Here is a 15,889-nt window from a genome sequence, read left to right on the forward strand (position 1 = left end):
ACCCTGGCACTGGGGCGCCCAGCAAGAAAGGAGTGACCGTGACGAAGCCGACGATCACCCACCGTGTCGGCGACGCCACCGCGCCCACCGGTGTCGGCCCCCGAATCATTGCCCACATCGTCAACGATCAAGGGCGATGGGGCCGCGGCTTCGTCCTGGCGGTCTCGCGGCGCTGGCCACAACCCGAACACTGCTACCGGGACTGGCATCGGCACCGTGCAACCAACGACTTCGCGCTCGGCGCGGTGCAGCTCGTCACCGTCGGCGACGGGCTATATGCCGCGAACATGGTCGCCCAGCACGACATCGCCGCACCGGTTCCTCGGCTAGCCCGATCCGCTACGACGCCCTCGACCGCTGCCTGACCCGTCTCGGCAACTATGCCACGAGCCTCGACGCCTCGATCCATATACCACGGATAGGCACCGGCCTCGCCAGAAGGCAATGGGCTGTCATCCAACCCCTGATCACCCACGGTCTGTGCCGCCGCGGAGTTCCCGTCACCGTCTATGACCTCCCACCCCACCGGTAATTCCGCACGCACCCGACCGTGACCGCCGCGGCGGCCGCTTCGTACCTCCCTTGACTCTGTGACCCCGGACCCGGGATTCGGCCTGTCAGCAGGCCAGCAGGCCGAGCGCCGGTGATCCCTGGTTCGAGGCGACTTCCTCACCCGTTTGTTCTTTCCTGGAAGGGATTTGTCATGCCTGTCCCCGCTGCGATCCTCGACACGCTCTACCCCACCAGACCGGCTCCTGCTTCAACCCAGGTATCTCGCGCCGACGCGGAGCGTTGGTCAGCACTCTGGCAGCGACTCACCGACTCGGGCAGCGTCGGGGCCGAGGATCCGGAACAGTTCGCTGCATTGCTCACTGAAGCGTTGCTGCACCGTAACCCGGTATCGGCCGGTGACGAGGACCCGCTCGATATCGACGCCTCGGCCCTCGCCCCGGTCGTGGGCTGGCGATGCGTGTGGTGTTTCATCGAACGCTCGCTCGCCGATACCCACCCGATCGACCCGGCCACCGGGCAACGCCGGAGCGACGACGGGTTGTGCGATCACTGCCGCAGCAACGGCCGCCCCGGCCTGCCCCCGCACCCCGGTGGGCCCAGTCACGCCGAGCTGGTCGAGGTGTTCTGCGCACATCTGGCAGAACGTTATCCCGGCAGCGTGGTCTCGCTGCTCGGTGAGCATGCTCGCCGCAGCCCGCTGCCCGTCCGCGCACGCATCGCCGCCTGGCTGCGCACCCATCGGCCCGAATCCCGGCCACCCGTAGAGACCGGCTCCCCCGCCGCCGATCCCCTCCGCGGCCGCGACCTGGTGGCCGCCGCGTAAGGACGGCCATTCCTGCCGACTCGAACCGGCAGGTCGACACCCGCCGTGCCACGGACACAGCCGGGGCACCCGCGGGTGTCGGCGGCACCGCGTCCACCGGTTCTGCGTTCAACACCGCAGCCCAGTTCAACGCTGCCGCCGCGCCCCGGCGACCTCCGCTTCGAAGTTTGTCGCCGTTCCCGCTCCCTGATTTGTAGGAGGTCCTTGCCATGTCCGTTGCCGTGCCCGCTCCCCACGCCGTCGGGGTGATTCGTCATGGCTGAACCGCGTCGCCTGCAGTGGGCGATACTGGCGCGGGCCGCGCTCACCGATACCGCAGCCGCGCAGCAGGTGTGGCGCGCGCATGCCCTGGATGAGGCTGTCGCTCGAGTTCTCGAGGATCCCGGCGTGTTCGGTGTCCCGCCGACTCTGCGGCAGGCCGCGGCCGACGACCTCGACCACGCCACCGAGATCGGTGCCCGCCTCATCACCCGCGACGACCCGGAATGGCCGAAAGATCGGTTCACGGTGCTCGCTGCGCCGCAGTCGTCCGGCCGTGACCCTGTGGCGTTGTGGGCGCGAGGACCGGCACGTCTGGATGCCGCGGTCGAAACGTCGATAGCGGTGATCGGTTCGCGCTGCAGTACCGGCTACGGCGACCGGGTGACCGGCGAACTCGCCGGTGATCTGGCTGCCCGTGGCTGGACGATCATCTCCGGCGCTGCGTTCGGTATCGATGGGATGGCGCATCGTTCCGCGTTGGCGGTCGGCGCTACCACGGTGGCGGTGCTGGCTTGTGGCGTCGACCGACCCTATCCCGCGCAGCACGATCGCCTCATCGCCCAGATCGCCGACACCGGGCTGGTGATCAGCGAGTACCCGCCCGGCGTGGTCGCCCGCAAACATCATTTCCTCGACCGGAACCGGCTTGTCGCCGCTCTCGCTCGCGGTGTGTTGGTGGTGGAGGCCGGTATTCGCAGTGGGTCGGCCAACACCGTCAGGTGGGCCGGCCGGTTCGCTCGGCCCGTGTTCGCAGTGCCGGGGCCGATCAGCTCGGCGGCATCCACCGGTTGCCACGCCATGATCCGCGACGGCCGCGCCCAGCTGGTCACCGACCCCCAGCACATCCTCGACACCCTGACCGACTAAATCGCCTCGGCTGTCTCCGCGCTCAGCTGGTTCCGGGCCGGCTCGCTCTACGACGGCTCGAACCACCCGAGGTGCAGGGTCAGCAACGGGCACCGGTTGCCCGCTGCCGCGACCGATGTCAGCCAGTGACAGTGGGCCGCCACCGTGGCGCGGCCCTGTGCTCGATCCGCCTACAAGTACTCCGATCTCCCTGCTGTACAGAATTTCGGCTCACTCGACGACGAAAGGTCACCTGTTATGCCCGACGACACCATCATCACGATCAAGGGGAACCTGACGGCAGACCCCGAGCTTCGCTTCACCCCGAGCGGGGTGGCGGTCTGCAACCTCACCGTGGCGTCCACGCCGCGGGTGTTCGACCGTAACACCAACGAGTGGAAAGACGGCACCGCGCTGTTCCTGCGCTGCACCGTGTGGCGCGAGGCGGCAGAGAACGTCGCCGAAACCCTGCGCCGCGGGATGCGCGTGATCGTGGAGGGCAAACTGAAGCAACGCAACTGGCAGACCCCCGACGGACACAACCGCAGCACGGTCGAGCTCGAGGTCGACGAAATCGGCCCCTCGCTGAAATTCGCAACCGCGAAAGTACAGCGCGCTGCCCGCCGCAACACCGGTGAACCCACCGGAACCAGCGGCGGCGAGAACGATACGGCGCGGGAACTGGTCGGTGCCGCTGCGGGCAGCGCTGATCCGTGGGGTGCCGAGCCGGGGTTCTGACCCCGGCTCGGCTGGATGGGTTGCGGTGGGTGGGGTGGGCTGGCTGTCTGGCCGACTGCCCCGCCTGGCTGAGTGCTACCGGGGTGTGGCCCCGCCACGGCTGCGGGCCCGCGCCCGGTCACCCTCGAATTTCCCCGGCGCCCCGTCTCCGACTCCCGCGCCGGTGAGTGTGGAACTGCGCGGAAATTCGATGCCGCCCGCTGGTGCGCGTTCCCTGCGCCGTGTCGGGGCCCCACCCCGGTCGGGTCGCACTCAGGCGGGTCAGCCGACCAGCCACCCAGCCCCGTTCCGGGGCTCGTGCGTTTCGTGCACGAGACCGCCCGGTGCGGGGCTGTGTCGTTTCTCTCCGACCAGACAGGAATCGTCATGACCGCTGTACTCACTGCACCCACCACCGACACCGTCGACCTGCCCCGCCTCTCCGAGACCAACACCACCGGTTCGCTTTTCACCGACACAATTCGCGAGATTGGGAATCTGCTCGAAGTCGACCCGGAGGAGGCTCGGGAACGTTTCCGCGCCGCCCTCGCCCTCGCCACCACCGCTGAGCGCGAATTCCTCGACCGGGTCGTCGACCTGTTGTCCCGGCAGCCATGGCCGGTCGCCGCCCGGCAACTCGGGTGGATGGCCAAGAGCCGCCCCGAGTGGCGAAACATGATCATCGACCTGACCACCGACACCGACCCCGGCCTGCACATCCCGAGCTCGCCCCAGATCCGAGAGGTATCAGTCGAGGCCGCCGAGTGGGCGCCCCGCTCCGTCCGCGAACACCGCAACTATTTCCGGCTCACCGCCACCCCCTCGCGCGAGACCGACGCCGCGCGGCTGCGGCCCGAAGCGATCGCCGCCCGCCGAGCCCGCACACCTCAGCCCCCGATCGAGCGAGTGAGCCTGCGCCATCGTGACCGCGACCGCCGCACCGCCGCTCGCCGCGACGCGGAGTTCGCCGCCTACGCCGCCACTCGCCTGTACGCGATCGACACCGACCCCGAACCCCGCGACACCAACCCCGTCGCGGATCCGCGCAAACCCGCACACCGGGTGTGGTCCCATGTGCAGGCCGCGCTGTGGGACCGCAGCTACTTCCTGCACATCGCCGAAACCTACACCGACCGCGACCGCGAACTTCTCGACCCCGAAGCCACCTCGGCCGACCGCGTCCGCTCCGGCCGCCACCGCGCGCTCGACGCCGACGCCTCACGGTTCCTCCGCGAGCACGGCATCGACACCGGCCCCGTCGATAAACCCACCGAGGCCTGGCGTCACCGGAAACCGGGACGGCGGGCACGGATCAGCCCGATCGATCAGACCCGGTTCGCGGCTCGCCGCACCGGGCTCCCCACTCCGAGCGACTACGACATCTTCCTGCCCTACAGCGACCTCGATACGCCCGAGGCCACCTGGGAGGGCTCGGGGTTGGATTACGATCTCGCCGCGATGGTGCCCTACCTCGGGTGGCCATGCGTCGGATGCTGGATCGACCGCCCACAGTCCGACCGCCGCGCCATCCACTCCCGGACCGGGCAACTGGTCAGCGACGACGGGCTCTGCGACGTCTGCCGCGCCGACGGCCACCCCGGCATCCCCGAACTGCCGCGGCGGTGGGGCACACACGAGTTCGTCCAGTCGCGGTGTGCCTACATCGCCGCTGCCCACCCGGCGCAGGTCCGCGTCATCCTCGACCGGATCCGCGCTGCCGCCGCCAACTCCGGCCTGACCTGGCGGCTCATCACCCGCTGGATGGCCGCCCATCTCGATCAGCCCGCCCGCACACAAGCCGCCCGGCCGGCCGCACCGCGACGACGGCGGCCCGCCGCGCTCGGGGCCGGGCAGCGGATCGGCCGGTGCGATGCCTGCGCCCGCACCGGTGTCGTGCATGCCGATAACTACTGCACGCAGTGCCGCATCGACCTCGGCGTCGTCGTACCCCGCGACCGCCAGGGCCGCGCCGCCTGATCCTGCCCTTCGCATCACCCCGTTCTCCGGTCCGCCGCGGTGTCGAGCTCCTGCGGCGGACCGGCTTTCCACCTACCCGCTTCACGCCCTGGAGACGTCGTGCGCACTTCCTTCTCCCGCTTCCGCATCCTCAACCCCGCACGGCGGGCCGAGATCTCGGTGTTCTGCAACGCCACCGGCTGTGTCGGCAGCTACCGTCCCGGCGATCATCTGGTCCTCGCCTACACCTGCACCCTGACCGGCGGCGCGACGGCCACCGACGCCGAGTTCCTCGAACGAGTTTTCGCCATGTTCAACGATCACCCCGAACCGAACTTCCCCAACGACGCCGCGCACACCGCCGCCTGGTACGACAGCGGCCTGCGTTCCCTCTCGGCGGGGGACGTCGTCGCGATCGACGGCCGCCACTACGCCTGCGATTCCCACGGCTGGGTCCCGCTCCGCACTTCCTGAAACCGAAATCCACCCTCCAAAATCAAGGGAGACCCATGTCCGCACCCACGGTCAACGACATCGACACCGACAACGCAATCCTCGTCGCACGGCTGCTGCGCCACAGCGAACGGGTCGGCTACGGCGAATATGCCCGCGAAGCGCTCGACCACGTAGGTCTCGCCCCACTGATCCCGCGCGAGAGCAAAACGTTCTCGATCGACCTCAGCGACTTCCTCGCCGCACTCCCGCGCACCGCCACCGTCGAGGTACTCACCGGCAGCGATGGCGAGCCCGACACCTACGGAGCCGGAAACCAGATCCGCGACATCGTCGACACCCATCTCGACACCGCAGTCACCGCAGTCCGCCTCGGCAACACTCCGCTCTCGCTGATCCCCGACGATTCGCAGGCCATCGACCGCGACGCGGTCATCGAGCAGTGGGGCGATTACCACACGCCCTACCCGTCGGCCGGCACCGCAGAAGTCGACCATCACCGACGCCAGCTCATCGACACGCTGCGCGCCTTCGGGACAGAACAGCGTTGGTGCGAAGAACTCGAGCGCACCATCGAACGCATCGGCCTCGGCGGCTACATCACCGAGGCGGTCACTATCGACCTGACCGAGCTCGGCGCACTCACCGTCCGCCTCCCCGTACATCGCAACGGGTCCCGCCGCGAGGACGAACTCAGCGAACAACTCGCCTCCGCGATCACCGCCGAACTCGACCGCCGGCCCGAACTCATCGGCTCTACCCGCGCCGCCGATACCGCACCCGCCACAACACGCTGACCGAAACCGGGCAGGGCAGCCGCAGCATCCGGCCGCCCTGCCCGCGGCATGCTCTCAGCCGTCCAGGCTCTGCCGATCCGAGATCCGTTCCTCGCGCCGGCTCTCGCCGAACGCCGTCGCCTGTCCGCGCGTCTTCGCGACTCGAGACCACTCACCTCACCATCGCAAATACTCACGCAACCCCAATGCGCCCTCAATCGCCATCCACCAGTTCCAACTCACCATTGCCCTCCCCTCTCCACGCACTCACCACCACGCCACCCCCTTTTTATCCTCACTCCACCCCCACTCCTCACATTTTCAACAATCAGACCTCTTGCATTCAGGATTGCAATTAAATAACGACCTGGGAATTTGCTCGATTTACCGATTTTTGCGTGATTTTCGAACCTTGTCAACTCGCGGTCAGGGGCGCTCACTGAATACATGACCGCGACGATCCATAAAGTTGCGGCAGGCAATGGCTATCTCTATTACCTGCGGAATGTCGCCGCGAATGACTCCTCGTCACGCGGGCGCTCCCCCCTGTCCGATTACTATTCCGCGCACGGGGAGTCCCCGGGCCTCTGGCACGGCACCGGTTTGGGCGCGTTGCGGCTGCGTGCCGGGGAGGAAGTCACCGAGGAACAGATGAAAAATCTGTTCGGTTTGGGTCGTCACCCGAACGCGAACCTCGTCGAAAAAGAGGTTTACGACGAGCAGATCCGGCTCGGCGCTACTCACCAGGAAGCGACCAAAAAGGCCGACAAGGAATCGCGTCTAGGGAATCCGTTTCGTTTCTATGGTGGTGTTTCCGAGTTCCGGAAACGCTGCCGAGATGCGTTCGAATCATACAATTCGATGCGCGGAGCCGACCCGCAGGATCCGATTCCCGAATCGGAACGTGAATGGATTCGCACCACGGTGGCCACCGAAATGTTCACCGAACAATACGGCCGCCTCCCGCTCAGTGATCGCGAACTCTCCGGCTGGGTCGCGGTCAACACCCGGCTCACCACCGCGGTGGCCGGCTTCGACATCACCTTTTCTCCGGTCAAAAGCGTCTCGGCATTGTGGGCACTCGCGCCCAGGAACATCGCAGACAGGATCGAAGCCGCCCATCAGGCAGCAATCGACGACGCCCTCGAGTGGCTCGAACGCCACGGGATCTACACGCGGTTGGGTCGCAACGGAGTGCGTCAAGTCGATGTCGACGGGCTGGTCGCGGCCCGGTTCACCCACCGCGACAGCCGCGCCGGCGACCCGGACCTGCACACGCATGTGTTGATCGCCAACCGGGTCCGCGGCCCCGACGGGCGCTGGCGCACCCTCGACGGTGCTGCGGTCTACCGGGTCGTGGTCACGGTCTCGGAGATCTACAACACCCGTCTCGAGCATCATCTCCAAGACGGCGTGGGTGTGGAGTTCGCCGAGCGTCCCGGCCGCGACCCCGCCAAACGCCCGATCCGCGAGATCGTCGGTGTCCCTGTCGAGCTGATCACGCACTGGTCGCGCCGTGATGCCGCGATCACCGGGCGTCTGGCCGAATTGGCTGCGGCGTTCCAGCGCGCGCACGGTCGCGAGCCGATCGCCGCGGAAATGTATGGGTTGGCAGACCGCGCGACTCTGGAAACCCGGCCCGCTAAACACGGGTCCCGCTCGCGCGCCGAGCAGCGCCGCGACTGGCGCACCGAGGCACTCGAACAGTTGGGTGGGCGGGCCGCGCTCGCCGAGATGCTGCGAGTGGTGTTCAATCCGCTGCGCCCGGTGCGGCGGCCGTTGACGCCCGAGCAGGTGACCGCGACCGCGCAGCGGGTGCTCGAAGTGGTTTCCGAACAGCGTTCGACCTGGCAAGCCCACCATGTGCGGGCCGAAATCGAACGACAGTTACGCGGCAAAATCGCCGGCCGCGACTGGGCGCACACCACCGAAACTGTGCTCGCCGAAGCATTGTCCCCGGCGCGGGTGATCGCCGCCGACGATCCCGACATCGCCGACCAGCCCGTCCTCGGCCGGGTCCCGGCGGCGCTACAGCGCCGGGACGGGACCGGTGCGCACACCGTCGCCGGCACCCGTCTCTACACCTCCGCGGCCGTGCTGGCGGCGGAGAAGGCGTTGATCGCGCTGGCGAACCAGCCCGGCGGGCGCCGCCTCCCACTCGACACCGTCGCTGAGGCGGTGCGCTCCTACAACGAGGCCAACCCGGACCGCCAACTGAACGCCGGACAGGTAGCGGTGATCGAAGGATTCGCCACCTCCGGGGTAGGCGTGCAGACCGCGAACGCACCGGCCGGGTCAGGAAAAACCACGGCGATGCAGGTGCTGACCGACGCCTGGAGCCGCGACGGCGGCACCGTCCTCGGCCTGGCCCCGACCGCGTCGGCGGCGGCGGTGCTGGCCGACTCCATCGGGGCACGGGTGGAAACGGTCGACAAACTCCTCGATGTCTTGTCCCGGCATACCCCGGCCCCTTTCGATCCCGGGGTCGATCGCCTGCATCCTCCGCCGCTTCCGGAGTGGGTGCTGCAGATCGGAACGGGCACGTTGGTGATCGTCGACGAGCACGTCAAAGTCGGCAACCTCAAACGGTTGCGGCTGCTGCGATTCCTGATCGGCCGGGGTGCGACGGTGCGGTGTATCGGCGACGACCGCCAACTCCCGGCGATCGATGCCGGCGGCGCGGATGCCGACATGGCCGCCGCCGCACCCGAGCACACCCTGACCTTGACCCATGTGGTCCGGTTCGCCTCCCGCGCCGAATCCGCCGCAAGTCTGCGGCTACGCAACGGCGACGCGGCCGCACTCGGCTGGTACCTCGACAACGACCGCATCCATGCCGGGCACACCGGCGCCACCCACGACGACGCCTACACCGCCTGGATCGCCGACCACCACGCCGGCCGCGACGCGATCATGCTCGCCGGAACCCATGAGGTGGTGGCCGCACTCAACGCCCGCGCCCGCGCCGACCGCCTCGCTCGCGCCGACGCCGACCCGGGTGCGGAATGCCTGCTCGCCGACGGCTTGCGCGCTTCAGTCGGGGACATCATCCGGACTCGCCGCAACAATCCCCGCCTGCGCGTCGGTGACCGGGATTGGGTACGCAACGGCTACGCATGGACCGTCACCGCCGTCCACACCGACGGCAGCATCACCGCGACCCACCGCCACACCAGCGGCGCGGCCGGGCCCAGTGTGTGGCTGCCGAGCGAGTACGTGCGCGAATCGGTGCGGCTCGGATACGCGACAACGATCGATTCCGCGCAGGGAATCACCGCAGACACCTGTCATGTCGCGCTCACCGGCAGCGAATCACGCCAGCAACTGTATGTCGCGCTCACCCGCGGCGTGCACGGCAACCACGCCTATGTGCCGACCGCGTTGGACGGTGCGGAGGGGTCGTTCTTAAGCTTCGCCGCGGTCTATCCGCGCACTGCCGTGGAGCATCTGCTGGCGATCCTCGCCCGCGACGGTGCGCAGAAATCCGCGCATACGATGCTGCGCGAGGCCACCGACCCGCACCACCGGATCGGCCGTGCCCTCGATATTTTCCTCGACACCGTCGGTGTTGCCGCCGAAGAAAACCTCGGCACCGCGGGGCTGGCACGCATCGACGCCGCCACCGAACGCGTTCACCCGCACCTGACCGACGCCCCCGCCTACCCGGTCCTGCGCCAGCAGCTGGCGGTCCTTTCCCTGTCGGGAAATGATCCCGTCGATGCCCTGGTCGAGGCCGCGGCCGAACGGGAACTGGACACCGCGCACGATATCGCCGCGGTCCTGCACTGGCGCCTGATGCCCGGCACCGGCGCGCCCGGGACCGGTCCGTTGCCGTGGATCAGCCCGCCACCCGGGCCATTCACCGACCCCGAGCTGGCTGATCATGTGCGCGCCCGGTCCCGGATCGTGGCCGACCTCGCACACCGCGTCCGCGCCGACGCAGCCGGTTGGACCACGGCCACCGCGCCCGCGTGGGCGCGGCCACTGCTGGCCGGTGCCCCGAAGTTGGTGGCGGATCTCGCGGTGTGGCGGGCCGCGCTGCACATCGACGACACCGATCCACGCCTCACCGGTCCGCCGCGTTTCGCCCGCAACGAGCGCGACTATCAGCAGCTCCTGGACGAGCAGGTCACCGGTGCGCTCGGCGACCCCGAGGCACCGGCCCGCCGGTGGACGCCGCTGGCCGCCCTGATCGAGCCCCGCCTCACTTCCGACCCGTACTGGCCGGCGGTCGCCGCCCACCTCGATACCGCTCGCCGCGCCGGCATCGACATCGAGTCCTTCCTCACCGCTGCGGCCTGTGCCGGTCCGTTGCCCGACGAGATGCCCGCCGCCGCCCTGTGGTCACGCCTGGACTTGGACACCACCGTCTCCGAATCCTCCGGCTCGGCCGGCCTGCGACCCGACTGGGACACAGCACTCACCGAGGTCCTCGGCGAGCAGGTCGCTTCCTCAGTCCGCGCTGATGCGGGCTGGCCGCGCCTGACCGCGGCCGTCGACCGCGGCCTGGGCACCGGCTGGGCGGCCCACGATCTCCTGTCGGCCGCCCACGACCTACTCACCGCCGCCCGTACCGGAACCGAACCCGCCCTGACGATCCCCGATCTGGTCACCGCCCACACCTGGCGCATCGAGCTACTACTGCGCCCCACCCCGACCACTGACGCCCCCGGCCCGTCGACTTCCCGCAACAGCAACACGCACACACCACCACCGCCCGGTCAGCACGTCGGCACCGGGACCGGACCGGACGACGATCACAACCCCCGCGACCCGGGCCCGCCCGATCCCGGCCCCGTGAAACCACCGCCGGACCCCGCCGACGCGGGATTCGACGCCCCCTATCCCGACGACCTCAACGACCTGCGCACGGAGGAGACCATGGGAGACGACCCCCACCCGTCCGGTGATTTCTCGACCCCACCGCAACCCGACCTCACCGGCCCAGCACACCCACCCTCCACCGGTCCCGCGCCGGGAGAGCTTCCCGAACAACTCCGCAGAGTGACCGCATTGTTCGCCGCCGGCGACCTCGCCGCCGCGGCCCGCGCACTCGACGACGTCCCGGAATCCCATCGCCGAACCATGCGGAAAGTGGAAGCGACCCTGCGCGCCCGCCCGTTCCCCATCGCCCGCGCCCGGCTGAAGTGGGCAGCCCAACAGAACCCCGAACTCCGCGCCGTGATCGAAGCCTGCATACCCGTGACCGACCCGCACCTATACCGCCGCGACCGCAACAACGATGGATGGCAGCCACCCCGCGATGACCGCCGCTGGGTAGACCCGGACCGCATCGTCGCGCCGAACCAGCAACGAACCGGTACCAGTAGCGCCGACCGCTACTTCGACAACCGGCCCGACCTCACCGACCCATGGGCGGGCGACACCATCCCGCGCACCCGCGAACACGACAAAGGTGACCGCACAGACCGCCCCGACGCGGTATCGGCACGCTGGTCCGGCGACCGTCGCATCGACCGCGAACCCGGCGCCGGGCGCCGACGGGAACCGGACGGCCCGCTCATTCCGCCCCCACTGCAAGACCCGAAACCGTATGGAAGCGGCGGGGATCACGAGCGGACGCTACTCGACACCCCACGCAACCTGCCGTGCGTCGAGTGCAGCGTGGAGCGCGCACTCGCCGACCACATGCCGCGACCCGACCCCACCACCCGCAACGAGTCACACGACGACGGGCTCTGCGGTGACTGCCGCGAGACCGGTATCACCGGAATCCCACCTCATCCTCCCGACAAACACATCACCGCCCGCGCCACCCACATCACCAGCACCCGCCCACCCAGCGAAGCGCTGGCGTTACTGCGCCGCGACTGGACCCGACTGCCACTTCGCGCCCGATTCACCCTCAGCGACTGGGTCGAACGCCACGGACTCGCCGACACCACCGGTCCGGCGGACACGCACAACGCCCACGAAACCTCGCCTGCACCGTCACAACCCGGCAGCGACACCGAACTTTCTGCGCCCGAAGGCGCCGCCGATAATCCCCTGGTCACCCTCACCGACGAGGATCTGATCGAACGCATCACCGCGTTGCAGCAGCGTATCGCACTCACCGACACCGACACCGACCTGTTCAACCCACCAGCGCCGCCCGGCAGCCACACCGACATCGCCGCGGCCGAACGCCGCCATCACTCCGCCCAAGACGCGATCCGCACCGCCCGCACCGCCGACCACGACCTGACCACCGCCACCCGCGCCCTACACGCGGCCCGCAGCGCACTGCACACCGCCCGCACCGACCTCCACAACACCCCCACCCACAAACGCGCCGACCGCCGCGCACTGCGCACCCGCATCAATACCCTCACCACCACCGAGCGCAACGCCACCGACACCCGCGACACCGCCCGCACCACCGCCCGCAACGCCACCCGCCGTGCCCTGCACCTAGCCGGACCACCCGAGCACTGGGACACCATCCTGGCCCGCCCCGCCGCCCCGCAACAGGATCGCGCAACTGCCGACCCCACCGAGTCCTCCGATATCGCGCGCGAAATCCGGGACCGCACCCACGACATCGAACACCAACTCACCGACCTGCGCACCGAACAACAGCGCCGGGCCGCGTTGACACCCGACCAGTACACCGCCGAACAACGCCTCCGCCGGCATCAACCGATCGACCCCGAGGCCACAGACGACCACGAGCCCGAGACCAGCCCCGGCCTCAGCCCTGAGGGCGACCTGAGCCTGTGATCTCCCCGCCCTACCGCCGCCGAGAAGATGTCGGTGGTAAGGCCTGCAGCGACGGTGTTGCGGTGCATACTGGGCCGCGTGCTCCAACAACCCCGAGAGCTGGCAGCCCTGGTTGATGCGGCCGGATCGGACATGGCGACATTGCACGACCCCGTGGTGCGCTACCACAGCGGCAATGAGATCGACAGCGATTCCTGCCTGGACTGGCACGCCCAACTGCTCATGTCGGCCGCAGAGACCGACGACATTCACGACGCCGAAATCTGTGTCGGTGTCTGCCAGTTCCTGACCGTACAACTCGGTGAGGGCTCGTTCTCCAGCGCAGAACTCGACGACTATTCTCAGGAAGCCAGCATGTTCTGCCCCGTCTTCGACAACAGCTCGGTCACCGGCGAGGTCGACGATCAGTTCCGCGAGCCGATCAACGACGCCCTGCTGGTCCTGTCCGCCATCGTGCTCGACCCACTCCACGGGCACGACCTCGGCGTCTGGATGGTCGCGGAACTGATCCACCGTATGCTGCCCGGCAACAACGGGCTCGTACTGCTGGATCCCTCCCCGCTGCCCGAACCCGCCGAACCCATGCAACACCTCGAAGCCGTGGAAAAACTCTCCCGGCATTGGCAAACCAAACTCGGTGTCGTACCGATCGACCGGCACCCCGGCATCCTCGGCCAGAGCACCGCCTACGTGCACCTACCCCGAGCCCGAGCCGCGCTGCGCCGCCCCGACCCGATCGCCGTTCCCGTCGAACACCTCGCACACTGCCCGGAACTTCCGCTGTCACACTGACTGTGCGCTGTCGATGTCGACCCGCCGCGCGGGGGCCGCACCACCGTCAGCGCGCGTGTTCACCGTGACTGGTTGCGCACCGGAGCCGCGCTCTGCCGAGGCCGCTCCGGCGTCGCCGCGCCTCTGTCACAGCGTTAGTCCCGGAGCGCAACCTTGACCGATTCAGCGTCCTCACCGTGCTGGTGCGCACCGGTGGCACTATGGTCACCGAAGCGGCCTTTCAGCGCCGATTCAGGTTCCACGACCAGTTTTCTCAGGTTCCACGACCGGTTTTCCGTTGTGGTTCATTGACTTGACCTGGGACCGACGCACCCACCGCCGTGGCGCGGATGTCCGGCCACGGCGTCAGAACATGCGGTTCCAGAATCCATCTGAGCACAGTCAATCGCCGCCTGTAGTTGATCGGTGGCGGCGAAGAAGGGGCAAGATCGTGACAGAAGACAGCTCAAGGGCGGAGCGTGCAAGCAATTCCGGGCTGCCAGGATTGATAGTGGTGAGCGGACCGCCTGGCAGTGGGAAGACCACGCTTGCGCGTGCATTGGCCCAACGGCTCGGTGTCCCCGCAGTGATACGCGACGAGATCAAGCAAGGCATGGTCCTGGCCGCTGACCGGGAGCCCAAGCAGGGCTGGGACGAGCTGAACATGCCTACGTTGACCGCATTCTTCAAGGTTCTCGAGGTGTTGGTTCGCGCCGGTGTCACCGTGGTCGCCGAGGCTGCTTTCCAACAGCGATTGTGGTCTCCGAATCTGAGTGCTGTTGCCCCGGCGGCCGGTATCCGGATCATTCACTGCACTGCATCGACCGCGGTGATCCGCGACCGGATTGTCCGCCGTGCGGAGAGCGACCTTCATCGCCGGGCGCACAACGACAGTGAACTCCTCGCGCAGATCGCGGCAGGCAACCACTCGGTTGAAAGTTTCGAATCGGTCGATCTCGATGTGCCGGCGCTCACCGTCGACACCGCCCACGGCTACCGTCCAGGACTGGAAGTGATCGCCCGGTTCGCCATCCCGTAGAGGTGACGGCCGCTTCCCGGTGGAGGCTCGACCGGTCTCGGTGCTCACTTCAGCCGCCTAGCGGAGGGAGACCTATGTCGTCGCGCCCGAGTTCCAGCGCAAGGATATGCCAGCGAGATCCTGCGCCTCACCGCCACGCGCGCCCGCGAATTCGGCATCGTCTGTGCCCTGCTGACCTGCCGCGAAGACAACTTCGCTTCCCCGGCAGGTCATCACCAGGTGCGGGGCCCGTCTGGACACGATCAGCCGCCACCAGCGCATCATCTGAGAAGGCACCGGTGTGCCCACGTGATCCCTGTCGGCCTCCGCAGGCTGGGTCACGCCATGAGGCGACGCCCAATACCTGGTTCCGGCGATACATCGAATCACCGGCGAGCAGCCCTTCAGCCCTACGGTGTGCGCCACCTGACCGGCCTCCGGCACTAAAAATGCGTGTGCGGACCAGGGTTCGGGCTCATTGCGGCCGGGCCAACGCGGCGCGGATCTGATCGGCCAGCTCGACAGCTCGCTCGTAGGTCCAGGGCACGGCACTGTTGCCGGGAGACAAGATGTGATGTTGTTGGTCGGAGTAGGGCACCCCAGGCGGCAAGGGCGCGATCTGCCAGTGGATGTGGGGGTCCTGTTGCTGGCTACCCAGGCTCAGCAGGTACATCCGTTCGGTCGGCACCACGGTTTCCACCGCCTGCGCGACCCGGTAGACCAGCGACATCAGGTTCAGGTAAGCGGATTCGCACAAATCCCGTACCACGTGTTCGTGATGGTGTTTCGGCGCGACCAGGACAGTGCCGGTCAGGGCCGGAGACCGGGTAAGGAACGCAATGTTCTCGTCGTCCTCGGCGAGGACCTGTTCCATCTCGCGGGCGGCGTCGCCGCTGACGATCTCACAGATGAAGCAGGCCGAGGACCCGACCTGGCGCGTATCGTTATCATTGTCGAGCGGGATTCGCGTCACGTTGTGTTCCTCATTCTCGTTGTTCCCTTTCAGTGTCGCACCCGCAGTGCACCAACGGA

12 protein-coding genes are annotated in these 15,889 nt (G+C 68.1%); 10 read left to right on the forward strand and 2 right to left on the reverse strand.

Annotated elements, in window-relative coordinates; genetic code table 11:
* Nucleotides 1-38: 38 nt before the first annotated feature.
* The 10 genes from M8859_RS03215 to M8859_RS03260 all read left to right on the forward strand — a co-directional run bounded on the left by M8859_RS03215 (nucleotide 39) and on the right by M8859_RS03260 (nucleotide 14,878).
* On the forward strand, nucleotides 39-365 hold the full coding sequence (locus M8859_RS03215) for a macro domain-containing protein (protein WP_249643738.1): 327 nt from the start codon (nucleotides 39-41) through the stop codon (nucleotides 363-365).
* 338 nt (nucleotides 366-703) lie between these two features.
* On the forward strand, nucleotides 704-1,336 hold the full coding sequence (locus M8859_RS03220; RefSeq protein ID WP_249643739.1) for a hypothetical protein: 633 nt from the start codon (nucleotides 704-706) through the stop codon (nucleotides 1,334-1,336).
* 255 nt (nucleotides 1,337-1,591) lie between these two features.
* On the forward strand, nucleotides 1,592-2,464 hold the full coding sequence (gene dprA / locus M8859_RS03225) for a DNA-processing protein DprA (RefSeq protein WP_249643740.1): 873 nt from the start codon (nucleotides 1,592-1,594) through the stop codon (nucleotides 2,462-2,464).
* Nucleotides 2,465-2,701: 237 nt separating this feature from the next.
* Entirely contained in the window at nucleotides 2,702-3,181 is a 480-nt protein-coding gene (locus M8859_RS03230) for a single-stranded DNA-binding protein (protein ID WP_249643741.1), read from the forward strand.
* 366 nt (nucleotides 3,182-3,547) lie between these two features.
* A complete protein-coding gene (locus M8859_RS03235; protein ID WP_249643742.1) occupies nucleotides 3,548-5,137 on the forward strand; it encodes a hypothetical protein in 1,590 nt (529 codons plus the stop codon).
* Between the two features lie 99 nt (nucleotides 5,138-5,236).
* Nucleotides 5,237-5,590, forward strand: a complete 354-nt coding sequence (locus M8859_RS03240) for a hypothetical protein (RefSeq protein ID WP_249643743.1) — start codon at nucleotides 5,237-5,239, stop codon at nucleotides 5,588-5,590.
* 35 nt (nucleotides 5,591-5,625) lie between these two features.
* Nucleotides 5,626-6,366 (forward strand): hypothetical protein, encoded by a 741-nt coding sequence (locus M8859_RS03245; protein ID WP_249643744.1) that lies wholly within the window; start codon nucleotides 5,626-5,628, stop codon nucleotides 6,364-6,366.
* Between the two features lie 426 nt (nucleotides 6,367-6,792).
* Nucleotides 6,793-13,068, forward strand: a complete 6,276-nt coding sequence (gene mobF, locus M8859_RS03250) for a MobF family relaxase (RefSeq protein ID WP_249643745.1) — start codon at nucleotides 6,793-6,795, stop codon at nucleotides 13,066-13,068.
* A gap of 78 nt (nucleotides 13,069-13,146) precedes the next feature.
* Entirely contained in the window at nucleotides 13,147-13,860 is a 714-nt protein-coding gene (locus tag M8859_RS03255) for a hypothetical protein (protein WP_249643746.1), read from the forward strand.
* A 352-nt stretch (nucleotides 13,861-14,212) separates the two neighbouring features.
* On the forward strand, nucleotides 14,213-14,878 hold the full coding sequence (locus M8859_RS03260) for an AAA family ATPase (protein WP_249643747.1): 666 nt from the start codon (nucleotides 14,213-14,215) through the stop codon (nucleotides 14,876-14,878).
* 72 nt (nucleotides 14,879-14,950) lie between these two features.
* Here the strand turns inward: M8859_RS03260 and M8859_RS03265 are convergent, their stop codons facing one another.
* Nucleotides 14,951-15,199, reverse strand: a complete 249-nt coding sequence (locus tag M8859_RS03265) for a hypothetical protein (protein ID WP_249643748.1) — start codon at nucleotides 15,197-15,199, stop codon at nucleotides 14,951-14,953.
* 133 nt (nucleotides 15,200-15,332) lie between these two features.
* Nucleotides 15,333-15,830, reverse strand: a complete 498-nt coding sequence (locus tag M8859_RS03270) for an HIT family protein (RefSeq protein ID WP_249643749.1) — start codon at nucleotides 15,828-15,830, stop codon at nucleotides 15,333-15,335.
* Nucleotides 15,831-15,889: the final 59 nt, after the last annotated feature.

This window comes from Nocardia sputi (assembly GCF_023501985.1).

What these genes read in the sequence shown, in the direction of transcription:
- M8859_RS03220 (WP_249643739.1), top strand. Translation starts at nt 704, where the DNA reads ATGCCTGTCCCCGCTGCGATCCTCGACACGCTCTACCCCACCAGACCG.
- dprA (WP_249643740.1), top strand. Translation starts at nt 1,592, where the DNA reads ATGGCTGAACCGCGTCGCCTGCAGTGGGCGATACTGGCGCGGGCCGCG.
- M8859_RS03230 (WP_249643741.1), top strand. Translation starts at nt 2,702, where the DNA reads ATGCCCGACGACACCATCATCACGATCAAGGGGAACCTGACGGCAGAC.
- M8859_RS03235 (WP_249643742.1), top strand. Translation starts at nt 3,548, where the DNA reads ATGACCGCTGTACTCACTGCACCCACCACCGACACCGTCGACCTGCCC.
- M8859_RS03245 (WP_249643744.1), top strand. Translation starts at nt 5,626, where the DNA reads ATGTCCGCACCCACGGTCAACGACATCGACACCGACAACGCAATCCTC.
- mobF (WP_249643745.1), top strand. Translation starts at nt 6,793, where the DNA reads ATGACCGCGACGATCCATAAAGTTGCGGCAGGCAATGGCTATCTCTAT.
- M8859_RS03260 (WP_249643747.1), top strand. Translation starts at nt 14,213, where the DNA reads ATGCGGTTCCAGAATCCATCTGAGCACAGTCAATCGCCGCCTGTAGTT.